Annotated in this window: 23 protein-coding genes; 12 read left to right on the top strand and 11 right to left on the bottom strand. The window is 57.0% G+C overall.

Annotation, left to right across the window (positions count from 1 at the left end):
• Positions 1-24: 24 nt before the first annotated feature.
• Positions 25-927 (bottom strand): LysR family transcriptional regulator, encoded by a 903-nt coding sequence (locus QHL1GM_RS10270; RefSeq protein WP_071694393.1) that lies wholly within the window; start codon positions 925-927, stop codon positions 25-27.
• 204 nt (positions 928-1,131) lie between these two features.
• On the opposite strand from QHL1GM_RS10270, the gene QHL1GM_RS10265 reads away from it, so the two are divergent.
• Positions 1,132-3,876: an EAL domain-containing protein gene (locus QHL1GM_RS10265; protein ID WP_071694392.1), complete on the top strand. Its 2,745-nt coding sequence runs from the start codon at positions 1,132-1,134 to the stop codon at positions 3,874-3,876.
• Here QHL1GM_RS10265 and QHL1GM_RS10260 read toward each other — a convergent pair.
• Genes QHL1GM_RS10260 through QHL1GM_RS10240 form a run of 5 tightly spaced genes read right to left on the bottom strand, consistent with a single transcriptional unit; the run spans position 3,836 to position 8,653 of the window.
• Entirely contained in the window at positions 3,836-4,840 is a 1,005-nt protein-coding gene (locus QHL1GM_RS10260; protein WP_254795286.1) for a GTP-binding protein, read from the bottom strand. The genes QHL1GM_RS10265 and QHL1GM_RS10260 overlap by 41 nt on opposite strands.
• Positions 4,841-4,852: 12 nt before the next feature.
• The gene (gene moaA, locus QHL1GM_RS10255; protein WP_254795285.1) at positions 4,853-5,905 is read right to left on the bottom strand and encodes a GTP 3',8-cyclase MoaA; all 1,053 of its coding nucleotides are present in this window, start codon (positions 5,903-5,905) and stop codon (positions 4,853-4,855) included.
• On the bottom strand, positions 5,902-7,176 hold the full coding sequence (glp, locus tag QHL1GM_RS10250; protein WP_071694390.1) for a gephyrin-like molybdotransferase Glp: 1,275 nt from the start codon (positions 7,174-7,176) through the stop codon (positions 5,902-5,904). The genes moaA and glp (QHL1GM_RS10250) overlap by 4 nt, the downstream gene beginning before the upstream one ends.
• Positions 7,173-7,799, bottom strand: a complete 627-nt coding sequence (mobA, locus tag QHL1GM_RS10245) for a molybdenum cofactor guanylyltransferase MobA (protein ID WP_071694389.1) — start codon at positions 7,797-7,799, stop codon at positions 7,173-7,175. The genes glp (QHL1GM_RS10250) and mobA overlap by 4 nt, the downstream gene beginning before the upstream one ends.
• Positions 7,796-8,653, bottom strand: coding sequence for a formate dehydrogenase accessory sulfurtransferase FdhD (locus tag QHL1GM_RS10240; protein WP_071694388.1), 858 nt, complete (start codon positions 8,651-8,653; stop codon positions 7,796-7,798). The genes mobA and QHL1GM_RS10240 overlap by 4 nt, the downstream gene beginning before the upstream one ends.
• A gap of 161 nt (positions 8,654-8,814) precedes the next feature.
• On the opposite strand from QHL1GM_RS10240, the gene QHL1GM_RS10235 reads away from it, so the two are divergent.
• The 11 genes from QHL1GM_RS10235 (at position 8,815) to glp (QHL1GM_RS10185) (ending at position 19,531) form a co-directional block, all read left to right on the top strand.
• The gene (locus QHL1GM_RS10235) at positions 8,815-9,255 is read left to right on the top strand and encodes a DUF3305 domain-containing protein (protein WP_071694387.1); all 441 of its coding nucleotides are present in this window, start codon (positions 8,815-8,817) and stop codon (positions 9,253-9,255) included.
• Complete coding sequence (locus tag QHL1GM_RS10230) at positions 9,252-9,842, top strand: DUF3306 domain-containing protein (protein ID WP_071694386.1); 591 nt, start codon at positions 9,252-9,254, stop codon at positions 9,840-9,842. Before QHL1GM_RS10235 ends, QHL1GM_RS10230 begins: the two co-directional genes overlap by 4 nt.
• A gap of 228 nt (positions 9,843-10,070) precedes the next feature.
• On the top strand, positions 10,071-11,798 hold the full coding sequence (locus QHL1GM_RS10225) for a 4Fe-4S dicluster domain-containing protein (protein WP_071694385.1): 1,728 nt from the start codon (positions 10,071-10,073) through the stop codon (positions 11,796-11,798).
• A gap of 4 nt (positions 11,799-11,802) precedes the next feature.
• Entirely contained in the window at positions 11,803-12,432 is a 630-nt protein-coding gene (locus QHL1GM_RS10220) for a molecular chaperone (protein ID WP_071694384.1), read from the top strand.
• 84 nt (positions 12,433-12,516) lie between these two features.
• Positions 12,517-12,717 (top strand): twin-arginine translocation signal domain-containing protein, encoded by a 201-nt coding sequence (locus QHL1GM_RS10215; protein WP_050713060.1) that lies wholly within the window; start codon positions 12,517-12,519, stop codon positions 12,715-12,717.
• Between the two features lie 24 nt (positions 12,718-12,741).
• Positions 12,742-15,594 carry a molybdopterin-dependent oxidoreductase gene (locus QHL1GM_RS10210; protein ID WP_071694383.1) on the top strand — a complete coding sequence of 951 codons (2,853 nt, stop codon included), beginning with the start codon at positions 12,742-12,744 and terminating at the stop codon, positions 15,592-15,594.
• Between the two features lie 64 nt (positions 15,595-15,658).
• The gene (fdh3B, locus tag QHL1GM_RS10205; RefSeq protein WP_022521832.1) at positions 15,659-16,273 is read left to right on the top strand and encodes a formate dehydrogenase FDH3 subunit beta; all 615 of its coding nucleotides are present in this window, start codon (positions 15,659-15,661) and stop codon (positions 16,271-16,273) included.
• Positions 16,274-16,284: 11 nt separating this feature from the next.
• On the top strand, positions 16,285-17,385 hold the full coding sequence (locus tag QHL1GM_RS10200; protein WP_071694382.1) for a formate dehydrogenase subunit gamma: 1,101 nt from the start codon (positions 16,285-16,287) through the stop codon (positions 17,383-17,385).
• Between the two features lie 88 nt (positions 17,386-17,473).
• Entirely contained in the window at positions 17,474-17,806 is a 333-nt protein-coding gene (locus QHL1GM_RS10195; RefSeq protein ID WP_071694381.1) for a DUF1244 domain-containing protein, read from the top strand.
• 5 nt (positions 17,807-17,811) lie between these two features.
• The gene (gene moaB, locus QHL1GM_RS10190) at positions 17,812-18,333 is read left to right on the top strand and encodes a molybdenum cofactor biosynthesis protein B (RefSeq protein WP_071694380.1); all 522 of its coding nucleotides are present in this window, start codon (positions 17,812-17,814) and stop codon (positions 18,331-18,333) included.
• A complete protein-coding gene (gene glp / locus QHL1GM_RS10185) occupies positions 18,326-19,531 on the top strand; it encodes a gephyrin-like molybdotransferase Glp (protein WP_071694379.1) in 1,206 nt (401 codons plus the stop codon). Before moaB ends, glp (QHL1GM_RS10185) begins: the two co-directional genes overlap by 8 nt.
• 19 nt (positions 19,532-19,550) lie before the next feature.
• Here the strand turns inward: glp (QHL1GM_RS10185) and QHL1GM_RS10180 are convergent, their stop codons facing one another.
• The 5 genes from QHL1GM_RS10180 to QHL1GM_RS10160 all read right to left on the bottom strand — a co-directional run bounded on the left by QHL1GM_RS10180 (position 19,551) and on the right by QHL1GM_RS10160 (position 24,794).
• On the bottom strand, positions 19,551-19,958 hold the full coding sequence (locus tag QHL1GM_RS10180; RefSeq protein ID WP_071694378.1) for a hypothetical protein: 408 nt from the start codon (positions 19,956-19,958) through the stop codon (positions 19,551-19,553).
• A gap of 1 nt (position 19,959) precedes the next feature.
• A complete protein-coding gene (locus QHL1GM_RS10175) occupies positions 19,960-20,520 on the bottom strand; it encodes a chemotaxis protein CheW (protein ID WP_071694377.1) in 561 nt (186 codons plus the stop codon).
• Positions 20,510-22,189, bottom strand: coding sequence for a diguanylate cyclase (locus QHL1GM_RS10170; RefSeq protein WP_071694376.1), 1,680 nt, complete (start codon positions 22,187-22,189; stop codon positions 20,510-20,512). Before QHL1GM_RS10170 ends, QHL1GM_RS10175 begins: the two co-directional genes overlap by 11 nt.
• A gap of 73 nt (positions 22,190-22,262) precedes the next feature.
• The gene (locus QHL1GM_RS10165) at positions 22,263-22,619 is read right to left on the bottom strand and encodes a response regulator (protein WP_071694375.1); all 357 of its coding nucleotides are present in this window, start codon (positions 22,617-22,619) and stop codon (positions 22,263-22,265) included.
• A 54-nt stretch (positions 22,620-22,673) separates the two neighbouring features.
• A complete protein-coding gene (locus QHL1GM_RS10160) occupies positions 22,674-24,794 on the bottom strand; it encodes a response regulator (protein ID WP_071694374.1) in 2,121 nt (706 codons plus the stop codon).
• Position 24,795: the final 1 nt, after the last annotated feature.

Genomic DNA, 24,795 nt, shown 5'->3' with positions numbered 1-24,795 from the left:
CCCGGTATTGCTGCCGGGTTTATCTTAGCTGCTTTTGATTAAGCGCAGAAACGCATCAACGACGCGGTTAGGACGTCGGTCATGGCGGGTAATGAGTACAAACGGAATGCGGTAGTGCTGCGTGGCGGTATGCAGCGCCCGCATCTTGCCCGCTGCTACCCACTGAGCGGCTACGTGTTCGGGCAGAAAGCCGATAAAGCGCCCGGTAAGAATCAAAAATGCGGCGCCTTCGCGGTCGGATGCTGAAGCACGCAGGTTTAGCGCCTCATGCGCCTGGCGCGCCTCAACCGGTAGGGGATAGCGCGGCGCAATAGCGGAGTGTAGGGCGATATCTGCACCACAGAGCGTGTCATCATCCTCGGTAAACAGCGGATGGTCAGCCGCGCAGTAAAGATACGATGGCTCATCATAAAGGTGCCGCGCTTCTAAGCTGGTGGGCAGGTTCACTGAAGGCACTACGCCGACGTGCAAGTGTCCATCCATCACCCCTCGAATGACCGCGTCAGAAGGCTCCATATGAATATGCAGCGTGACCTCATGCTCTGGCGCGCTAAGCTCAGCCAATGCATTGGTCACGTGCATGGCGGGTAGCGTCACCAGGTTGTCGGTGATACCGATATTCAACTCGCCTTTAATCGTCTGATGCAGCGCGTTAACGTCGCTTTTGAAGGTTTCGAGCGCGGTCAGTAACGTCAACCCTGCCTGATAAATCTCTTTGCCCTCTTCGGTTAAGCTAAACCCGCCACGCCCCCGCTGGCAGAGCGAAAAGCCTAGCCGCCCCTCCAAATCGTTCATGTGCTGGCTAATCGCCGACCGGCTAATACCCAGCGTGGTTTCCGCCGCGGTAAAGCCGCCGCACTCAACGACCGTCTTAAAAATACGAATGAGACGTATCTCGTAATCGCTCATTTGGCCCAGCGATGCCATAACAATTCCCTGGTAAGTTGGCTATCAATGCACAACGTGACGCTTTTCAACGCATTAACGGCGATAAAAACTGTTATACATCACAAAAGCACTGCGGCACTATCGGATAAAGACACGTGTCAGCGCGTGCTATGTATTGTTTCTGGTTACTTTTTACACTGTATCAGGTGCACCTATGGGTTACCTGAATAAGGCCTCTGCGCGATGTCCGTTACTCCCATTAATGTAAATGATGATGTTTTAAAAGCGACCAAGACTTATCGTCAACAACGCCGTCATTTGATTGCGTTATATCTGTTAGCACTGTTCCTCATGACAGTCCTGTTTGGTTGGCTGCTGAGCGAACAGTACAAGCAAGAAATTGAGGCCGCCGAGTCGCGGATTACCGCCCGCGCTAATGTGGTCACTGAGTGGGCGAAAGGCGTGTTCGCACAAAGCGGACAAGCGTTGTTTGGGCTTTCGGAACTGCTAGCACTGCAAGGGATGCCTGAGAGTGACAATGTCCAGGCGCTTCAGCACTCATTAGAAAACCTGACCCTGTATGTCCCTATGGTGGATGAAATCGCTGTTGTGGGCTCTGAAGGGCGTTTACTGGCGAGCGGACGCGACAACCGAAGAGCGAATGTTGATATCAGCGAGTCAGCGTTTTTTAATGCCTTCAAGCAAGCAGGGCAGGAGGAGCTGATTACCCCGCTTTACTGGTCTGAAATTGATCAACACTATTATCTCTACCATGGTCGACGATTAGATGGTCCAAGCGGCGACTTTGCGGGGGTAGTGATCTCTAGCATTGTTCCGCAGGTATTTGCCAACGCACTTCAGCAAATGCACGTGTATGACGGTGAGAGTATTGCGCTAGTAGATTCAGATTCGAAGTTAATCGCTAGGCACCCAGACGTAGGTGAAAAATTCCCCATTGGCATGGAAATTACTGGTGATCATGCTGTTCAAGAGGAGGCGAGAGGAGAGGCCGCCTGGTCATTAAAAGCGCTCTCGCCCATTGATGGCCGTGAGCGCCTCTTTCGCATGCAAAGGGTAGGCGAGTATCCCATGCTGGCCGTTGTCGGCGTTGATTTGCACCAATTGTTGGCTGCTTGGCGCCAGCGTGCTTTGATCTTAACGCTGGTGATGGCCGTTATTGCCCTGCTGGGTGCCTGGGGGGCGCGACACTACTTAAACCGTTTAGCGTTGGCGCATCAATTGCGTCAGCGTATTGAAGAGCGTGAACAGGCGCGCGCCGAGGCGCAAATCGCCGCTGCCGCTTTCCAGACGCACTTAGGCATTCTTATTACCGACCCACGAGGCACCATTCTCAAGGTTAATGAGACCTTCAGCCGCATTACCGGCTATAGCGAAGCTGAGATCGTGGGTAATAACCCGCGTATGTTTAGCTCTGGCCTACAAAATGCCACATTTTATCGTCGCTTATGGAAGCGAGTTAGCAAAACCGGTAATTGGGAAGGCGAGATATGGAACCAGCGTAAGAATGGTGAACTGTTTCCCGAGTGGCTAACCATCAGTGCGGTGTACAGCGTTGAAGGCACATTAACTCACTATGTCGCCACCATGAGTGATATCAGCGAACGCAAAGTTGCTGAGCAAGAGATTCATCAGCTGGCGTTTTATGACACCTTGACCGGATTGGCAAACCGGCGGCTGTTTATGGATCGCATCGGTACCGCCCTCAAAGAGCTTCAGCGCCATCAGCGTTGCGGCGCACTGTTATTTATTGATATCGATAACTTCAAGCAAATTAATGACACCTTGGGGCACTATGCGGGAGACCAGGTGTTACAGAGCGTTGCCCGGCGGATGGGCCAGATGCTGCGCGATACCGATACCTTGGCGCGGCTGGGCAGCGATGAATTTGCGGTATTAATTGAGGGCGTGGATAGCAATCACGCTCAAACCACCCGACTGGCGGAGCGTATCGCGCATAAGTTGCTGGCAGTGCTTAACGAACCAATCACCCTGGCTGAAGAGAGCATCACGGTGACGGGGAGTATTGGTATTGCGATTATGGCGAGCAATGAGTACGGCGTTGATGACTATCTACAGCAGGTCGATATGGCGCTCTTTCATGCCAAGAGCAACGGTCGCCATGGTATGTGCTTTTTTGACCCTTCAATGCAGGCAGCGCTACTGGCCCATGTGAGATTAGAGGCGGATCTGCGCCAGGCGCAGGCAAGTCAACAGTGGCAGCTCTATTACCAGCCCCAGGTGGATCACTACGGTACGATCACAGGTGTAGAGGCGTTGCTGCGCTGGCATCATCCTGAGCGCGGCATGGTCTCTCCAGGCGATTTCATTCCACTGTTGGAAAGCAATGAGCTGATAAACGATGTGGGCGAATGGGTATTGGAAGATGCCTGCTATCAATTGGCTCGCTGGGCGCAGCACCCGAGGCTTAGCAAATTGACCGTCTCGGTGAATATCAGTCCGCTACAGTTTCGCGATGAGCACTTTCTAGCCCGTGTAGAGGGGGTGTTTGCGCGTACCCAGGCGCCGCTTCAGCAGCTAAAGTTGGAAGTGACAGAGTCGCTGTTTGTGGAAGCGCGAGATGACGCTCGGGAGAAAATGCTCGCCCTTAAAGCGCGCGGCGTACGCTTCTCTTTGGATGATTTTGGTACCGGCTACTCGTCCCTGGCTTATTTAGCGCAATTGCCGCTGGATCAGCTAAAAATCGACCAATCCTTTGTGCAGCAGGTGCTCGAAAGCCAGGCCAACGCGGCGATTGTCGAGAGTACTATTGCTCTGGCAGAGAGCCTCAATCTAGAGGTCATTGCGGAAGGAGTAGAGACCAAAGCGCAGCAGGCGTGGCTACTGGCGCACGACTGCCACGCGTATCAAGGTTATCTGTTTGGGCGTCCGGTCACCGTAGAGGCCATTGAGAAATTGGTGACGGCGATTAATCCAGTGTCAACGAGCGGAGTAGGACCTCTATATTGATATCGAGAGCGGGGCTAGTATCGGGAAGGATAACTTCCAGCCGGGAGTCTTGACGCCACGCGCTGCTTTCAACGCTGAGCGTACCGCCGGCGCGGTTCAGGCGTTTCCAGCCGCTATCGGTATGAAACACGCCTTTAATGCGCGCCTCACTGGGTAGCTCTCCCAAACAGGCGGCCAAGTTATCCAGTTCGAAGCGCTCGCTTGGATGCCAACGTAGCCCCGTGCTGGTATAGCCCAGCGAGGTGCCGGTCTCACGCTGGGGCTGGCCGGGTGGGGGCGGAAAATCAAAAAATGACCCGGCTATGCTGGGCGCTGCCGCCAGCTGTTGATGGCTGGTGGGCATGCTGATATCGCTTGCTTCGGCGCTTCCGCTTTGGGTCAACAGCGCTATGGGTAGTTCGCCTTGCGGGGCTTCCTGAACCCATTTACGCGGAGGCCAGCGCTGCGCCACAAAGGCGTGGGCGGCGCTGAGCTGTTTGGGCGTGCTCTGGTCGAGCATGGTGAGCGCCACGGCGTCGGCCATATCGAGCTGATCACGGAAGGTGTCGTGCTGTCGCGCGCGAGCGTCATCTAATCGGCGCGGGTCAAGAGTAGCAATAATATCGCGTACTTCGACCACCTCATGAAAGGCTTCGCCGCGCAGTAGATCCAACAGACCCGCCGGGTGGCCAAGGCCTGAGGGCTCGATGATTACCCGGTCGGGCTTGCTGCGCGCGAGTAAATTCACCAGCGCCGCTTGCAGTACAAAGGCGAGCTGGCAGCACAGGCAGCCGCCGGGAAGGCCTTTCACTACCACATCGTCACGGGAGTCAAACATCGCTTGGTCGATGCCGATTTGGCCAAACTCGTTGACCAGTATGGCCCACTTTTCATCCACAGGCTTCTGCTCGATGAGGCTGTGGATAAGCGTGGTCTTACCGCTGCCGAGAAAGCCGGTAATGATATGCACCGGCACTTTTGCCAACCCTACCAACGCTTAGCCCCCCGTCATATTCATAAAGCGTACTACCTGCACATCGCCATCGGTGGTGAAGTGATGACGCTCGGGCTTAAGCGGCAGGGCGTTGATGATTGCCTCTTTCAGTGCCTGCATATTACCGGGGTGGCGGCGCAGCACGGCGCGCAGATCCACCGAGTGTTCGTTGCCTAGGCAAAGCAGCAAACGGCCTTCCACGGTCACCCGCACCCGGTTACAGGTATCGCAAAAGTTGTGGCTATGGGGGGAAATAAACCCAACACGGCTGTCGCTGTCGGCCATTTTGAAGTAGCGCGATGGGCCGGGGGTGGTTTCGGTCGTAGGGATCAGCGGATAGCGCGTTTCGATCAATTCTTGAACATCATCGCTGGAGTAGAAGGTTTCCGCCCGCGAATGGTCGGAGACATCGCCCAGCGGCATCTCTTCGATAAAACTAATATCGAGGTTTTCCTGGCGCGCAAAGGTGACCAGGTCGATCACTTCGTCGTCGTTGCGACCTTTTAAGATCACCGCGTTGAGCTTGATGCGTTTAAAGCCTGCTTCTTTAGCAGCGTGAATGCCGTCGATGACTTTGGTCAAATCGCCGGTGCGGGTGAGCTGCTTGAAGCGCTCCGCATCCAGTGAATCCAGGCTGATGTTCAGCCGCCGCAGGCCGCTGGCGTAAAGCTGCTTGGCGTGCTTGCGTAGGCTGGCACCATTGGTGGTCATGGTGAAGTCGTTAAGGCCTGGCATCGCACCGATCTCATCGACCAGTTGCTCAATGCCCCGACGCACCAGCGGCTCGCCGCCGGTAAGGCGGATTTTCTCCACCCCAAGCTCGGTAAAGGCGCGCGCCACCATGGCGATCTCTTCCAGCGTCAGTACCTGGGAGCGGGGCAGAAATGTCATCTCCTCGCTCATGCAGTACACGCAGCGGAAATCGCAGCGATCGGTGACCGAGATGCGCACGTAGCTAATGCGCCGACCAAAGTCGTCGATCAGTTGCTGGTCAGCTTCTGGCTGGACAGATCGCTGTTGATTAGCTTTTGGTTGTGCGGGTCGTTGCTCGGTCATAGCCATCCCGTTAGTGGTTGTATGCTGACTACCTCGCCCGGTTGCGCGCCTGCCTGGTCATCAGCAAGCTCAATCAAACAGTTAGCAGCCACCATCGAGGTTAAAATGCCCGAACCTTGGGCGCCGGTGCTGCGCACGAGTAACCGTCCTTCGCTATCAGTATGGTAAACGCCACGGATAAAATCAGTACGCTTCAAGCGGCTTTTTAAGGCGGTGTCGGCAATCGCATTAAGGCGTTGGGGCGGCGATACCGGCTGCCCATGAAGCCAATTCAGCAGCGGCGACACAAACTGTAGAAAGGTTACCATGACCGCCACCGGATTGCCGGGCAAGCCTACAAACGGAGTGCGTGTTGGGCCTAGCCAACCGCAGGCCATCGGGCGGCCAGGTCGCAGCGCTACCCGCCAAAAGGCCAGGCGACCTAACTGCTCCAGAGCCTCACGGGTAAAGTCAGCCTGGCCGACGGAAACGCCGCCGCTGGTAATCACCAAGTCGCTCTGTTCTGCAGCGTCTTCAAGAGCCGTTTTAATAGCGTTTAAATCGTCTGGAAGAATGCCCAGATCAATGACGTCGGCGCCGTGTTCAGCAAGCAAGCCCATAAGGGTGAAGCGATTGGCATCATAAATGCCTGCCTGGGGCAGCGGTTCGCCGGGCGCGGTCACTTCATTGCCAGTGGAAAAAATCGCTACCTTTGGGCGCTGGCTCACGCTGATCTCGGCATAACCCAGAGAGGCCAAAAGCCCCAGCGATGCGGCATTAAGCCGTGCTCCTGCAGGAAGGGCTGTGTCGCCGAGGGCAATATCCTCACCGGCCTGGCGGACATGTTGGCCGTGCTTGAGGAGCTCTGGAGACTCGATGGTCACATGCGCTGGCTTATCATCTTCTATCGGTTCGCGCAGCTGTTCACTCATTACCACTGTATCGGTGCCCGGCGGCAAGGGGGCGCCGGTGGTGATGCGCACGCAGTGACCGGCAGGTACTAATTCGCTGCGATATTGCCCGGCCAATACCTCACCGGCCAGCGGCCAGAGAGTTTGCTTGGTCCCAACCCCTTCTCTGGGCAGGGCTAGCGCTACGCCGTCCATGGCCGCGTTAGTATTTTGCGGCACGTTAATGGGAGCTTTCACGGTTGTGGTCAAACGGCGACCGTGAGCCTGCGACAGGGGGATCTGTTCGCTGCCCAGCGGGCGTTCAATCAAGGTGGCGAGCGCTTGGCGCGCTTCGTCCACGCTGAGCATCTGCTCGCCAAGATCGAAGCAGGAGAGGGTCATTTCACCTCCTTGCTCGAAGAACCCATTAGTACTTTTTCCAGATGCAGCTTCTCCTCCTCGGTATTAAGATTGGCAAACGCATCGGGACAGTCGGACATATCGACTCGGCACCAGTCGTGGCGGGCGTACCAACGGTCGATTTTACGTTCGCCCTCGGCCAGGGTGGCGGCTAAATCATCGGCCAGCGAAGTGCGCAGCAGCGCAACCACCGGATGCAGCCGTTCGCCGTCAAAGGCCACGGCGATATCATGCTGGCCAATACCTTTTATCATTCGCGCCACTAAATCGTCTGGCAGGGCGGGGGAGTCGCAGGGCGCGACCAGCAACCATGGCGTTTTTGCCGCCCGTAGGCCGCTATAGATCCCCATTAGTGGGCCTTTAAAGCCGCCTTCGGCACCGTCCATTACAAGATCAGCTATGACGCGATCTGCGAAAAAGCGGTAGGCGTCAGCATTGCGATTAGCGTTAATCAGCAGCTCGCCCACCTGGCCTTCAAGGCGCTTCACCACATGGCCGACGAGTGGCAGGCCCGCGAAAGGTTCAAGCCCTTTGTCACGGCCGCCCATTCGCCGCCCTTCGCCGCCCGCGAGAATCATGCCGGTGAGTTCGTGAGTGGGGATCATGAGCTTGCCTCTTTCGATGAACGGGCATGGGATGGCCGCGTAGGAATAGCGTCCAGGGCTAAACGGTTTTGGGTGTTGATCGCTTGGAAATGGCGTCCTTTGGCGCGGGCGATCAGCATCACGCCGAAGCGTTCGGCCAGTTCTACGCCTTTTTGGGTGACGCCCGAGCGAGAGACCAGCACGCTAATGCCCATTTGCGCCACTTTGAGTACCATCTCGGACGTCAGTCGGCCAGTGGTGTAGAAAATGTCCGCATTAGCGCTGTCGGCCTGCTGTAGCCATTGACGCCCCGCCAAGGTATCTACCGCGTTATGTCGTCCTACGTCTTCGACAAAGTCGAGCACGTCGGTTTGCTGGCACAGCGCGCAGCCGTGAACGGCGCCAGCGCTGCGGTAGGTTTCGTTGTAGGCGTTAAGGTTTTGCAGCAATTGATAGAGCGTGGATTGTGCCAGTTGAGTATTCGGCAGCGCCGTGAGCGCGGTTTGGTCGAGCAGTTTGCCAAAGACCGTGCCCTGGCCGCAGCCGGTGGTGACCGTGCGGGTGCTTAAGCGTGCTTCTAAGTCTTCGGGCAAGTGGCGTGTAATCACGACCGCCGATTCTACTTCCCAATCGACTTGCACGGCTTCTAAATCAGCCGCGGCGCTTAGCAGCCCTTGGTTGCGCAGATAGCCGACCACTAGTGCCTCCGGGTCGTCGCCCAAGGTCATTAAAGTGACAATTTCGCGCTTGTTGAGGTAGACCGTCAACGCTCTTTCAGCGGCGATCGCCTGCTGGCGTGCATCGCCATACTCGTCAACGATGCTGATCTCGGTGGTGGCCGGTAAGCGGGCTCGGCTTAACTGAAGAGCGTGCATCCGCAATCCTCGCTACTAAAATAAAATACCTGAGTAAAAAAGTCTGAGTTGACGATGATGGCGCCGGGGAGGCTTACTTGTCTACCTGTTCAACTGCTATCCGTTCAAAGTCTAGGTACTTAAGTACTTTGCCTAGATACTTCGCTAAGGGGTTTAACGCGATGTCTGATAATTTACGTTCACTGAGCATCACCCTGGTCGCCGAACCGAAGCAGGTGAAAAATTTTACGCTGACCCAGTGGCGTATTGCCGAGCTTACCTTGGGGGATCAAGGCCCTATCGTGCTCAACCTGCAACTGTCGATGACCGAGCGTGCGGCCTACCGTTTCAACCTGACGTCTACCACCCCACGGCTATTTGTGCGGGCGGGTTTTACCGGGGAAACACCCAAGCCAGACGCGATCACCGCCAGTCAGGACGTGGCGGCTGGCTGGATGGACGGCGAGCAGCAGGTGCTCGAAGCACCGATGCCCATGGCTATTCAGGTCTGGATTGAAAGCTACCTCGCACGTCACGGCGAAGCGCCGATGGAGATGCGCAAGAAAAAACGCAAAGGGGCGGGACGCGCCAAAGAGACCCCCACCAAGGAGCAGCCGCAATGAGCCGCCTAGAGCGCTGGTCGCGACTAAAACGAAATGTTCCCCAAGAGCAGGATGCGCCGCCAGCGTCACTGCCTGTTGAAGAGTCTGTTGATGAACTGGCAGCCGAGTCGAATGCTTCGCCAAATGAAGTAGAGCCGCCACACCATGACCCCGACACAACGCAGACACCGCCCGAACCGGGCAGCCTCGACCACACCTTGCCAGACCCCGAAACGCTGGAAGCGGGCAGCGACTTTAGCGCCTTTATGGTGCCAGGAGTTAGTGGAGCCCTGCGGCGGCGTGCTTTGAAACGCCTGTGGGCCACCGGTAACTACAACGTTCGCGATGGCCTAGATGACTACGATGCCGACTATAATAAGCTGTTAAAGCCCATGGGCTCTGAGCTCGCCAGTAAACTGCGCCGCTGGACGCATAAAGTGGAAGAGGCGGTTGATAAGTCGTTAGACGAAGCCGAAACCGAGTCCCAAAAAGAGCTGGCAGCCGACGAACCGACAAATGAGCAAGCGACCGCGTTAGAGGAAGAGAATCCAACGCCTTGCGCTGACAGTGACAAAATTGTAAAAAACTCCGCTAGACGACCAGTCTGATTATTTTTCTGGTCTAAGACGAAAACATGATATCGACGCTAAATTTATAAAAGTCAACGTGTTGGATGTGTTAACGGTGGGCAGCGTTGGCAGCGTTGACGGTAATCAGGTTGGCAAAATACACATTTCGCCATAGGCTGAACTTAGCTTCAACGCATTGTTATGCCACAATAGTTAAATATATAACTCAAAAATATAATAAGAATTATTCCCTGACCGTGAGAGCGCATGAACCAACGAATCCAACTGGCGTCGTTAGACGACCAGCGCAATGCCGAGGCTCGGGAGACGGTACGCCAGCGTATCTCCTGGCCCGCTAATCTAACGCCTGCCAATGTGACTTATCACAGCCGTGGTCATGCGCTGTTAATAGGTTCGGCCGACGACGTTTATCCAGCCGCTCGCGCGCTTCAAGGGCGCGGCTTGGCATCGCTTACGCTACTAGTTACTGAGTCTGATACGACCACGCTGAGAGACGATGCAGTCGATCCTGCTGGGGCTAGCGAGCCGCTGGTCTCCCAGGCGCTGTCCCAGGGGCAACTTAGCCAGCTGCGCATTAACGGCTATTTAGGCGCTTTTAGCGTCCAGCTCGACGACGCCGACTCACCGCTGGATCTCGCCCGTGCACTGATTGAGCGCGATAACTTTGACCTTATCCTCGATCTTGCCGCCACTACCCACACCCAGCGCTGGGAACTACCGCCGCCGGGTTATGTGGTAATGCAGTGGCAGGATGTCGAGCAGCGCAGCGACACTCTCGACGATTTTGTGGGGCTAGTGGGCGAATTCGACAAGCCGCGCTATTTTCAGGTCAACAGCGACTTATGTGCCCACTCCACCAGCGGCAATATTGGCTGTACCCGTTGTTTGGATGTTTGCCCGGCGGATGCTATCTCCAGCATCCAGGGGCGGATTGAATCTCACATCGAGATTGATCCCTTTCTCTGCCAAGGCGTAGGAAGTTGCACCAGCGCTTGCCCCACCGGCGCTATCGAATTTCGCCTACCGGAAACGCGCCGCCAGCAGGATACGCTCTCTGCGTGGCTGGGCGCCTACCGCGAAGCAGGTGGCCAAGCGCCGGTGCTGCGCTTTATTACCCATGATTCCCAAGATGCAGAGCGCGCAGCGGGTGTCGTCACCGCAGGCCATATCATCGATGCACCGCTAGAAGAGCTGGGTGCAGCGGGCCATGACCAGTGGCTAACCGCTCTGGCCACCGGTGCCGCCGAAGTGCGTATCCAGCTGCATCCCAATATGCCCGCCCGCTTAAGTGCCTTTTTGACCGATCAAGTCGCCCAGACGCATGCCCTGCTAGACGCCTTAGGCCATGACCGTGCTCGCGTAAAACTCATCGAGATAGCCGATGCAGCAGGCCGGGATGCGCTACCGGCGCTAACGCCGTTGACAGAGTCACCGCTTAGCCTGCCAGAGCCAGAAAAGCGTGCGCGTTTGAACCGCGTGCTGGCCAAGCTGGCTGAATTGGGTAACCCCAGCGGTGAGCGGGTTGCCATGCCGGTAGGCGCTGCCTACGGCGCCATTCAAGTCGATAGCGATGCCTGCACGCTCTGCCATGCCTGCGTCAGCAACTGCCCGACGCCGGCATTAAAATCAGGCGGCAACACGCCCGCGCTGAGCTTTCTTGAAGCGGATTGTGTGCAGTGTGATTTGTGTGAGCAGGCTTGCCCGGAAAATGCGATTACTCTGATACCCGGCTTCCTGGCATCCGATGCCCGCGAAACGCGCCACATCTGCCACGAAGAAGCCGCTTTTGAGTGCATCAACTGCGGTAAGCCGTTTGCCACCGTCAGCACGGTCGCTACTATTAAACAGAAGCTGGCTAACCACCCCTACTTTGCCGGTGAGGCGATGATCCGCCTGGAAATGTGCGAAGACTGCCGGGTAAAAGATGTCTGGAAAACCATGATTCGCGATCCCGACGCGCAACTGAAGGTATAAGCCGATGACGGATGCACTGCCCACGCTTAAAGAAGCGGATGCGCTACGCGCCGATATCTACCGGCTGTTAGCCACACTGCTGCGCCAAGCGCCGGATACTGAGTTACTCAACTGGCTGGCTGAGCTGGCTATCGAGCAGGACGGCAGCCGTCTTGCAGAGTGCTGGCAGTCGTTGGCAGTCGCTGCCGCCGATACTGAACAGGGCGGCGATGACGTTGAGCGACTTCAGCGCGCCCACTTTCGCCACTTGGTGGGTGTGATTCAAGGTGATGTAGTGCCTTATGCCTCCTGGTACCGCAACGGCGAACTGATGGAAGCGGCGCTGGTGGCACTGCGCCAGGACCTAAAAGTACTCGGCTTTGAACGCAGTGAGCATACTCGGGACCCTGAAGATCACTTGGCGGCCCTGTGTGAAGTCATGGCAATGCTGATTGACGCTGAAAGTTCAGAGCAGGGCTATTTCTTTAGCCAACATTTAGCCCCTTGGGCGGCCGGCTGTTTTGCCGACCTGGGGCAGGTAGACACCGCTTTCTATGCAGCGCTGGGGCAGTTAGGTAGCGCTTTTATGGAGAGTGAACAGGCTCGCTTGAGGGTTGATGCGGGCCATACGCCAGTGCGTATTCTTGAGCCTTAACGCAGGCTTCATAAAAGAAACAGCAAAAAAGCTAAAAACAGCATAAAAAGACCCGCACAAAAAAGCATGCAAGAGGAGAAACCCATGCAACCGTCACACAACGCTGAGCGCCGCCGGTTTATGAAAACCGTAGGGTTGGGAACCGCCGCGGCTGGCGCCGCGGCGGCAGTCGGTCATGTCACTCTGGCACAGGCTGACACTGCCCCGGTGAAAGACGAAAAACCAACGGTTAACTACCGTGAGACTGATCACGTCCGTGCTTACTACGCCTCGCTGCGTGACTGACGGCGGAATGCCAGGAGATTTGCCATGCGCTTAACTCGCAAAACAGACACCCCCAAGGCCTCCGGGCTGGGTATTTCCCGTCGCCAGTTCCTCAAACGCAGCGGTGCTGCCACCGGCGGTGTGGCCGCTGTTGGCTTTATGGGTGCGCCCATGATGCAGCGCTCGGAAGCAGCCGACAAAACCCCCGTGCTGGACTCGCCGGTCGAGACCAAACGCACCATCTGCTCCCACTGTTCGGTAGGTTGTGGCGTTTATGCCGAAGTTCAAGAGGGCATTTGGACCAAGCAAGAACCCGCTTTTGATCACCCCATCAACCGTGGTGCGCACTGCGCGAAAGGCGCTTCGTTGCGCCAGCACGGTCACTCAACGCGACGCCTCAAGTACCCGATGAAGTTAGTCGCGGGTGAGTGGGAGCGTATGAGTTGGGATGACGCCATTAACGAGATTGGCGACAAACTGCTTGAGCTGCGCGAAGAGCACGGCCCGGACAGCGTTTACTGGCTGGGCTCGGCTAAGTTCAGCAACGAGCAGGCGTATTTGATGCGCAAGCTTGCCTCGCTGTGGGGCACCAACAACACCGACCACCAGGCGCGTATTTGCCACTCCACCACCGTGGCGGGCGTGGCGAATACCTGGGGTTATGGAGCGATGACTAACTCGCTCAACGATATGCATAACAGCAAGGCGATTCTGTTCATTGGCTCTAACCCCAGTGAAGCGCACCCGGTGGCGATGCAGCACATCCTGATCGCCAAAGAGCGCAATAATTGTGACATTATTGTCGCTGACCCGCGCTTTACCCGTACCGCCGCCAAGGCCAACAAATACGTGCGTCTACGCCCCGGTTCGGACGTCGCCTACATTTGGGGCTTGTTGTGGCACATTTTTGAAAATGGCTGGGAAGACAACGAGTACATCAATCAGCGCGTTTACGGTATGGATGAAGTGCGCGCTGAAGTTGCCAACTTCCCGCCCAGCGTTGTAGAAGAAGTCACCGGCGTCCCTGAAGCCGAGATGTACGATGTCGCCAAACGCCTCTCCGACAACCGGCCTGGCTGTGTGGTCTGGTGTATGGGCGGCACCCAGCACACTACCGGCAACAATAATACCCGCGCTTACTGCATTCTTGAGCTGGCGCTGGGGAATATTGGTGTGGCGGGCGGCGGCGCTAACATCCTGCGCGGCCACGATAACGTACAGGGCGCAACTGACCTTGGCCTTGGCTGCGATTCATTGCCGGGTTACTACGGTTTGGCGGAAGGTGCCTGGCAGCACTGGGCGCAGGTGTGGAATCTCGACTACGAGTGGCTTAAAGGCCGCTATGACGATACCGAGTACGCTGATGGTAAGCCCATGTACACCAGCGGCATTACCGTGTCGCGCTGGGTCGATGGCGTGCTCGAAGAGGACGAGAACATCTCCCAGCGTACCGCGCTGAAAGCAATGTTCTACTGGGGCCATGCGGTTAACTCCCAGACCCGCGGCGTCGAGATGCAAAAAGCGATGCAGAAGCTTGAGATGATGGTCATCGTTGACCCTTATCCCACCGTTGCTGCCGTAATGCACGACCGCAGCGACGGCGTGTATCTGCTGCCAGCGGCCACCCAGTTCGAAACCACAGGCAGTGTCACCGCGACTAACCGTTCGATTCAGTGGCGTGACCGCGTGATTGAGCCGCTGTTTGAGTCCAAGCCCGACCACGAAATCATGTACCTGTTTGCTCGTAAGCTGGGCTTCGGTAATGAGCTGGTTAAGAACTATCAGATGAACGGTGATGAGCCGCTCATCGATGATATTCTGCGCGAAATCAACAGCGGTATGTGGACGGTGGGCTACACCGGGCAAAGCCCCGAGCGTCTTAAAGAACACCAGAAAAACTGGCACACCTTCAGCTTTGAGAACCTGCGCGCAGAGGGCGGTCCGGCGGATGGGGATTACTACGGCTTGCCGTGGCCCTGCTGGGGCACACCCGAGTTTAATCACCCGGGCTCGCCTAATCTTTACGACACCAGCGTGCCGGTGATGGAAGGCGGCATGGGCTTCCGTGCTCGTTTTGGTATCGAGCGTGATGGCATCAACCTTCTGGCGGAAGGTTCCGCGCCGGTGGGCGGCGATATCGACGACGGCTATCCGGAGTTCAACGACCAACTGCTTAAAGATCTGGGCTGGTGGGACGACCTGACCGCCGAAGAGAAGCAAGCGGCGGAAGGCAAAAACTGGAAAACCGACCTTTCTGGCGGTATCCAGCGTGTCACCATTGAGCATGGCTGTGCGCCCTACGGCAACGCCAAGGCACGCGCCGTGGTCTGGACTTTCCCCGACCAGGTGCCGAAGCACCGCGAGCCGCTCTACACCACGCGGCGTGATTTGGTTGAACGCTTCCCTACTTGGGACGACTTCGACTCCATCATGCGCCTGCCGACCATGTACAAAACCATTCAGGATCGCGACAACAGCGGCGAGTATCCGATGATTCTCACCTCTGGCCGAATGGTTGAGTACGAAGGCGGCGGGGAAGAGACGCGCTCCATGTCGTGGCTTGCCGAGCTGCAGCAGGAGATGTTTGTCGAGATCAACCCGGCGGACGCCAACGACCTCAGCATTAAAGATGGTGACGATGTTTGGGTTGAAGGGGCAGAAGGGGGCCGTGTGAAGGTCAAAGCCATGATCACTCCTCGCGTCGATCGTAACGTGGCGTTTATGCCGTTCCACTTTGGCGGCATGTTCCAGGGCGAGAGCCTGCGCGACCGTTACCCGGATGGGTCGGACCCGTACATCATTGGTGAAGCGGCCAATACCGCCACCACGTATGGCTACGACCCGGTGACACTGATGCAAGAGACCAAGTGCACCATTTGCCGCATTGAGCGGGCTTAAGCCCCGACCGACCTGACAGCACTACGGTGCGGGAGCCATCCCGCACCGGTATGAGGAGAACACCATGGCTCAAATGAAATTTATGTGTGACGCCGAACGCTGCATCGAGTGCAACGGCTGCGTCACCGCCTGTAAAAATGCCAACGATGTCGAGTGGGGCATTCAGCGCCGCCGCGTGGTTACGCTTAACGACGGTGAAGCGGATGAAATGTCCATCTCCGTCGCTTGCATGCACTGTGACGATGCCCCTTGCATGGCGGTATGCCCCACCGACTGCTTCTACAAAACTGATGACGGGATCGTGCTGCACGACAAAGACCTGTGTATCGGCTGTGGCTACTGCCTATACGCCTGCCCGTTTGGCGCCCCGCAGTTTCCCCAGCAGGATGCCTTTGGTGAGCGCGGCAAGATGGACAAATGCACCTTTTGCGCGGGCGGCCCGGCCGAAAGCAAAGAAGAGGAGTACGAGAAGTACGGCTCCAACCGCATTGCCGAAGGTAAGCTGCCGCTGTGTGCGGAGATGTGCTCCACCAAAGCGCTGCTTGCCGGTGATGCCCAAGACGTTGCCGATATCTTCCGTCAGCGCGTTGTACATCGCGGCCACAAAGATGGCGCCTGGTCTAATAACCCCCAGGCCAGTGCCGACAACCTAGCCTATGATGCTGCCCATAAAGGGTAAGGAGGCGTGTCATGAACCTGTTGACTGCACAGGCACCCGGTGGGGTGCCGCGCTCAGGTAAAGGGCTCGCCCTGGGCATTTGGCGCTTTATGTTGGTGGCGCTTGCTTTGGTGCTAAGCCTCGGCTTCACGCAAGTGGCGGTGGCCCAAGCAGATCCCGATCGCGAAATGACCACTGCCGCTCCTGGCATTACCGCCGACCAGTGGCGTCAGGTACGTAGTGGAGAAACCGGGGCTAACTACCGTGATTCACGTGCTGACAGTAACTACAACCTGATCAATTCAAGCGGTGAAACCTGGCGGCAAATTCGTAACCGCTGGGTATCGCCGTTTGGTTTGATTGCGGTATTTGGCATGGCGGCGCTGATCACGCTGTTCTACTTAATTGTTGGGCGTAAGGAGCTTGAGGCGCCGCGCACGGGCCGCCTGCTCTTGCGGTGGACGCTGATGAAGCGCGCGCTGCACTGGACGGTAGCAACGCTGTTTATCATTCTGGCGCTGACTGGAATGACGCTGCTATTTGGCAAGTTTGTATTCCGTCCACTGTTTGGCGATGGGATTTGGGCGTGGATGATTGCGGCCACGAAAGTGCTGCACAACTACCTAGGGCCGATCTTTGGCATTTTGCTCGTCATTCTGCTGGTCAGCTTGATCAAACAAAACATCCCCAAAAAGCACGACTGGGTATGGTTCAAGAAGGGCGGCGGTATGATTGGCAAAAAGCATGTTGATGCAGGCTTTGCCAACGGTGGGGAGAAGGCTTGGTATTGGCTTTTGGCGACGGTCGGTATTCTCGTCATTGCCAGTGGCTTCGTGCTCGACTTCCCCAACTTCAACCAAAGCCGTGACACCATGCAGTGGGCCCATATTATCCACGCATTGGGTGCCTTGGGGCTTACGGCGGTTTCCCTCGGGCATATCTATATCGGCACGCTGGGTACCGAAGGCGCGCTAGAGGGTATGACCACGGGCTACGTGGATGAGACTTGGGCCAAAGAGCACCACAATTTGTGGTACGACGAGGTCAAAGATCAAACGCTATCGGAAGAAGAGGTGGCGGCTCGCAAGTCATCTGGTGGCAGCGGTGAACCGTCGGCGACGCGAACCAGTTGATGATCACATCATGGTAGCTAAGACACCGCCTTCCGGCGGTGTCTTTTGTTATGCTTGAACACAAGTCATATTTATTAGAGGAACGGTTATGTCAGCGTTTGATGAGTTAAACCCAAACACGCGCACCGAGCTTGAAGCCGCCGCGTTTCGGCGCTTGCTACAGCATCTGGACGATAACAAAGATGTTCAGAATATCGACCTGATGATCCTGGCGGACTTTTGCCGCAACTGCTTATCGAAATGGCTGGTTAGCGCCGCTGAAGCGCGGGATGAAAGCCTCAATTACGACGAGGCCCGTGAGTACGTATACGGTATGCCCTATAGCGAGTGGAAAGAGCTTTACCAGCCGCCTGCCACGCCGGAACAGATGGCAGCATGGGAAGCGCACCACGCCAAAAAGAAAGCAGCCAAACAAGGGTGACGTCGATGAGTGAGCCAATGGAGCCCCTCAATATAGCCGTACTCACTGTCTCCGATACTCGCACAGAAGAGACGGATCGCAGTGGCCAAGCCCTGGTCGAGCGTTTAACCAAGGCGGGCCACACGTTGGCTGAAAAGCGCATCGTACCAGACGATGTCTACCGTATTCGTGCGGTAGTAGCGAACTGGATAGCCGAGGCAGATGTACAGGTGGTGATCACCACCGGTGGCACCGGCTTTACTGGCCGAGACTCCACGCCTGAAGCTATCTCCGTGCTGTTGGATAAGCGCATTGAAGGCTTTGGCGAACGCTTTCGTCAGCTAAGCGGTGACGAGATTGGCAGCTCCACTATACAAAGCCGTTGCCTCGGTGGTTTAGCCAACGCCACGGTGGTGTTCTGCCTACCGGGCTCGACCGGCGCCTGCCGCACCGGTTGGGACGGCATTCTGGCCGAGCAGTTGGATAGCCGCCACAAACCCTGCAACTTCGCCAACCTGGTCATCCCAGGTCGAGGTCAGCATGGCTGATTTACAGCCGATATCAGCCGCGCTTGAGGCGTTACTGGCAGACGTTAGTGCACTCGATGCAGAGAGCGTTCCGCTCGAAGCCGCCGGTGGACGTGTATTAGCCGCCGCCGTCACCGCCCAGTTGGATGTGCCACCCTTCGATAACAGCGCGATGGATGGCTTCGCCTTGAGTGCCGCTGATGCGGGGCAGTGGCTGCCGGTAAGTCAACGCATTGCCGCCGGCACGCAGGCTAAAGCACTTGTCCCCGGTAGCTGTGCGCGTATTTTTACCGGCGGTGAGATTCCTCCTGGGGCTGACTGCGTGGTGATGCAGGAGCGCGTTGAAGTTGACGGTGAACGTGCGCTGATACCTGCCGATATCCCAGCGGGTGATAATGTTCGCCGCCAAGGGTGCGACGTGCGTCAGGGCAGCGTACTGTTAAATACCGGTGAGCGGCTTGAAGCAGCGGCCCTTGGCCACTTGGCAGGCCAGGGCATTACCCAGGTCAGTGTACGTCGTCGGCCTCGGGTGGCGCTGCTCTCGACGGGCGATGAGATCATTGACCCAGGCACCCCGCTCAAGCCGGGTCAGCTCTACAACTCGAACCGGCCGATGCTTAGGCGCCTGTTAGAGAACTTTGGCGCCGAGTTGGTGAGCACCGTTAGCGTGCCAGATGACTACGCCCGCACCGTGGCACTGTTAACGGCTGCCGCTGCTGAAGCAGACCTTGTGGTCACCACTGGCGGCGTGAGCGTCGGCGAAGAGGATCACGTCAAAGCCGCGCTGGAAGCAATTGGCCAGCTCGATATGTGGAAGCTGGCGATTCGCCCCGGTAAGCCGTTAGCGCTCGGCCGCTTGCCGCGGGATAACGGCAGTCAGGCGCGGTTTGTTGGCCTGCCGGGGAACCCGGTATCGGGATTTGTCGGCGCCTGGCTGTTTTTACGCCCCCTGTTGGGCGCAATGTTGGGCTGTCCGGCGCTAAAAACGCTGCCAGCAGTGACCGCGAAAGCTGGGTTTGCTACCTCCACCGGCCCACGCGAACACTATATGCGCGTGACATTAGAGTTCACTCCCGGCGGGGTGACAGCGACGGCCTTTGATGATCAGAATTCCGGCGTGCTTTCGTCGTGTATCAACGCCGACGCCTTTGCGGTGATTCCGGCCAATAGCGACATAGCCGAGGGCGATGCCATCAGCTGTTTGTGGCTGGCGGGCTAAGAGCAGGGGCTTTAGAAAGTTAAGGACTAAGCTTGCGGGCATCCAGTAGCAGCACCAACTGCCGCTGGTCGAAGGTGCAACCGCATAGCGCCGTTGAAAACCGGCGCGAAAGCAGCAGTTTAGGCAGTGGGTAAAGCGAGTTGGCTGGCAGTTGCTGAAGCGTAATGTCACCGCTTACGCCCAGTTGCCAAGTGCTGTTGTTCTCACTATTGGTTGTTGGAGCGGCGCGCAGGGTGAGCCAACGGGTAGGTGGGGCATGGTCGCCCTCGTCGTCTAGCAACGATTGAGCATTGGCTGTGTGCGATGACGTAGGTTGATCGGTCATGGCGAGCACATGGCATGCTTCCAGGGCAGCACGATAAGGCCCTACGCGAAACAGCACCAGGGCAACCTGGGCCTGGTCATGCTGGTCTAGCTGCTCGGGCACCTTAACCCAACCCCTGCTGGTAGGCGTCGAACAGCGCCTCGGGGTCAAGCAGGGCAAGCGCTTGGCACTCATCTATCTGCCACAATGCGCTAACATAAGGGCGCAATGTGCCGGGAAGCGTTTCTGGCGGAGCTTGCAGCATGCTTTGGGTGACCTCGCACACATCGTCAAGCTGCTCAATACGCACGCCACTCGTCACCCCCGCTGCGCGGACTAGTAAAATCATCCCCTTAGAGGTGCCTTCCGGTGTGGGTAAACCGAGTAGCTGATGCAGGCTAATGACGGACTCGATTTTGCCGCGTAGGTGCAGTACGCCTTCGGTAGAGGCGGGCAGCCCCGGTACGTAATAGACAGGCTGGTCGCTGGCTAAAATTTCGCTCACCGCGCTACCGGGCAGTGCAAACCGCTGGCCATCGAGACGAAAGAGCACTAGCTGCTGGGTGGGCTCATCAACATCCACTACCGTTTCACTATCGCTGTGTGCCGCTAACGCCTCGTCCAAGCTCAAAGTGGCCGACGACTGGTCATTCGCCTCGCCGTCGCGGGGATGTTCAGCGGTCATCGGTTAGCTCCGTCGCTAGCACTACTTGGTTGCGGCCTTGGTGCTTGGCACGGTAGAGCGCTTGGTCGGCGCTTAAGCGCATGGACTCGGTAGAGGGCTGCGCGGGGAAACTGCTTATCCCCACGCTGAAGGTGCAGCGAAAGCGAACGTCACCGGCGTGAAAATCGACCAGTGCAAAATCCTCGCGCAGGCTGTCGATTAATGTGGCGGCTTTTTCTGCCGTTATGCCTTTCAGCAGCACGACAAACTCTTCACCGCCGTAGCGGCCGATAATGTCGGATAGCCGCAGGCGGGTTTTCAAAAGCCTCGCCAAGGTGATGATCACCTGGTCGCCCGCCAAGTGGCCGTGGGTATCGTTAACATGTTTAAAGTGATCGATATCGATCATCGCCATGGCGTGCTGGCTATCTTCGCGATGGGCTTGGGCGAGGGTTTTATTGATCAGCTCGGTGGTGGTGCTGTGGTTATACAGCCCGGTCATGCTGTCGCGGGTCATTAATGAGCGCAGCAGGCGTAGGCGTTCTGCGCGCAGCCGCACAGCAGAGACTAGCTCTTCGGGCTGTACGGGTTTGGTAAGAAAGGCTTCAACCCCCGCGGACATGGCGGAAATCTGCTTTTGGCTGTCGGTTTCGCTGGAGAGATAGATAATCGGTAGCCCCAGATATTCCGGCTGCTGACGAATAATCGTCGCCAGTTCCTCACCCGAACACACCGGCATATACACATCGACTAGCAATAAATCAGGGCTAAAGCGCTCCATGGCATTAAGCGCATCGGCGGGATGGTGCACCTGATGAGCACTCATACCGCCCTCTTCAAGCAGCAAAGCGTGGTAGGCAGCTGCTTCGGGCTCATCATCCACCACTAGCACTTTCAACGGCTCCTCCGCCGCCGGCGCGGTGAGTTCATCCACTGCCAACATAAGATCCAGTGGCTTTACCGGCTTGGTAAAGTAGCCGCCGCACCCTGCACGAACCGCACTCAGCCGCGAGTGAAAGTCACTGTGGGCCGACAGTACGATGGCGGGTAGCGGCTGGCCGGTTAGTTTGTTCAGGCTGGTTAGGGTTTCAGTTCCTGCCGTCTGGCCCTGGGGGAACTGCACGTCCATGATCACCGCGTCAGGGCGACGCGTGAGCACGGCGTTAAAGAACTTCTCCGTGTCGATAAAATGCACAACTTCATGACCGAAGCAGCGCAAGTGATGGATCAATTGATCGACCTGCTCTGGCTCATCGTCGCACAGGTAAATTAACCGCTGGCGCTTATTGCGCAGCGGTTCAACCGGGCTGGTAAGCTCGAAGCTGTGTACGGCCGCCAGTGCTTGCTGTTGACCGTGACGTGAGCGCAGGTGCTGCTGTTCCCGCTGCAACTGGAGTAGCAGTTGGTCGATATATGTGTCGATATCGACACGGGCGGGAGAGGTAGTGAGCGCCGCCTCCGCCTGGTCTGCCAGCATAGCGAGTCGTTCAAAGCCCAGCGATCTCCCGGTGCCTTTCAAGCTGTGAAAGAAACGGTGCAGCTCTGGCGCGAGCCGCGTCTGCTCTTCCGCCGACGTGCGGCTCTGCTGCCACTGCTCGGCGGTTTGCGCCAAGCGGTAGGGCAGTTGCTCAATAAATCGCTCACGCAGCTGGCTTAGCTTATCGTGCAGCGAAGGGGCGGGCTTAGACATCAAACTACCTACGTAAGTGATCGAAAGCGGCGGTCCATTCCGTCAATTGTCCATTCCATCGTATTAAGCGTTGTTAGCTGTCGAGAGCCTTTTTCACGGCAGCTTCCAGGTTCCAGGCCAGCTCGGCATCTTTACACAAACAGGCGGCAAGGCCCGGTGTCTGCCGTAGGGCTGCATCCGGGGTGTCGCCGGTGAGTAAAATAAATGGCAGGTGATTATCTTGCTCGCGCAGCATCGCCAACAGCGCTAATCCACTGACAAGGGGCATGTGCATATCGCTGACGATCAGTTTGATATCGCTATGAGTGTCTAACTGCTCGACGGCTTCCATCGCGTCATTGGCCAGCAGAGGCTCATGACCCTGAGACTCAAGCAGTGCCGCCGTCATTTCCCCGGCAAGCGGATCGTCGTCTACGACCAGGATATGCATTCCATGACCTCATGATTGTTGTGTCATTAACGGTTGTGTTCATAACGCTTCTCGTTAGCCCAGCAGGGCCTTGAGCGTCTCTACTAAATTGTTTTGATCAAAACTGCCCTTGACGATATAGGCGTCGGCCCCGACCTCCATACCACGTCGCCGATCAGTCTCTTTTTCCCGCGAGGTGATAATAATAATCGGCCGATAACGATAAACCTCATTTTCGCGCAGTCGGGCAGTCAGCGCAAAACCATCCATTACCGGCATCTCGACGTCGGTAAGTACCGCATCAAACGGTTCCGCCAGTGCTTTGGCTAAGCCGTCACGACCATTTTCGGCCAGCGTGACGTGGTAGCCCCATGCTTCAAGTACATCTTTTTCAATTTCACGGGTATTCAGTGAGTCATCGACCACCAAAATGCGTTTCGCGAGAGTGGGAGACGCCCGCTCATGGCTAGGACGCGAAGCATTGTGCCGGGTGGCTTCCAGTAACGCGGGCACATGTAACAGGCTTACCAGCGCATTGCGGCCCATGGAAACCATGCCCGAGACCAAGGGTAAATAACGTAAATGTACGGGCAGTGGCTTGATCACCATATCGCGTTCATCAATCAGTGAATCGATAATCAAGGCGAGTTTCTGGTGCCGTTGGTGGACGACCAGCAGTAGGGTGTTATCAGTGGCGGTAGTCGTCGTAGGTAGCTCAAGCAGTTGGGCAAGCGATACCACCGGCACGAATTCATTGCGTAAAATCAGCGTGCGCTGTCCGGCGGCATCAATGAATGATTGTGATGAGCACTCTACCAATTCTGATACGTAAGGCGCGGTGACGCCTAGGTTGACACCGCCGACGCTGACCAGCAGTACCCGCATCATCGCCAGCGAGAGCGGCAGACGCAGGGTAAAGCGCGTGCCGCTGCCGCGTTCGCTGGCAAGCTGCAAGTCGCCATTGAGCTCGTCCACCACGGTGCGTTTGACCACATCCATACCCACGCCGCGCCCAGAAAAGTCGGTAATCATGCTTTTGGTAGAGAAACCAGGTAGAAAAATAAGCTCCAATGTCTCCTGTTCGCTCAGCGCATTCAGCTGCTCTTCGCTGATCAGCTGTTTGGCGAGCGCTTTCTGGCGCACCGCGTCCAGTGCGATCCCCGCGCCATCGTCACGCATCTCAACCACCACCCAGTCAGCGTCTTGCCAGGCTTCGATAATCAGCTGCCCGCGGGAAGGTTTGCCCGCTGCCTGGCGTTCGGCAGGCAGCTCTAAGCCGTGATCCAAGGCGTTACGCAGCAGGTGAATGAGTGGGTCTGACAGGCGATCAATCATCTGGCGATCAAGTTCGATTTCGCTACCCCGCACGCGGCAGTCGACCTGTTTGCCGAGTGACTGGGCCAGCTCTCTGGACATATGCGCAAGCGGGTCAAACACCACACTTAGCGGCAGCATGCGCATTTGCAGTGCCCGGTCGTGTAGGTCGCTCATCAACGACTCATGGCTTAACACGCTATCTTTCAGCTCACGGTGAAAGGCGTGAAAGGGCCCCTGCTGCTCGGCAGTGAGCGTGGTACTTAGCTCACGGGCTTGGTCCACTAACCCATGTAAGTGGTGGTGGCCGGAGAGCACTTCACCCATCAAACGGATAACATCGTCTAGCCGATCCAAGCGAACCCGCACGGTGTCACTAAGACGTAGTTCGTTCTCGGTCACCAGCGTAGCGGAGGAGGGAGGTGTTGATGAGGACGAAGGTATCGTAGGCGTGGGCGTATCGGGGTTGCTGGGCTGGGTTGGGGTATGACCGTGAGCAGCATTTTCAAGGGCGCTACACAACGCCTCATCAGCTGCGGGTAAGTCGTCGCCTGTCGCCCCGTCGGCTAGCCGACTGACCAAGTCAGAAAGCCCGTCAACCGCCTGGCTGAGCAAGCTGATAACCGTTGGTGTTGCGGTTAGGGTGCCCTCGCGCAGCGCGCTAAGCAGCTCTTCAGTGCTATGGGCTAGCGCCGTAATCGGCACCAGTTTCAGCATTCGCGACGAACCTTTCAGCGTATGCGCTGCGCGGAACAGCTCGTTGATCTGTTCGCGATCAGCGCGGCCTTGCTCCAATGCGCTGATCCCTTCGCGCAGGCGGGGCAGGTGGTCGGCTGCCTCTTCCACAAAGCGCTGTATAAAGCGGCGAATATCCAGCGCCATA

It is taken from the genome of Halomonas sp. QHL1 (assembly GCF_001882345.1).
Taxonomy (GTDB): Bacteria; Pseudomonadota; Gammaproteobacteria; order Pseudomonadales; family Halomonadaceae; genus Vreelandella.
Note: the sequence above shows the minus strand (reverse complement) of the source record. Positions and strands in the feature narration are given on the sequence as shown.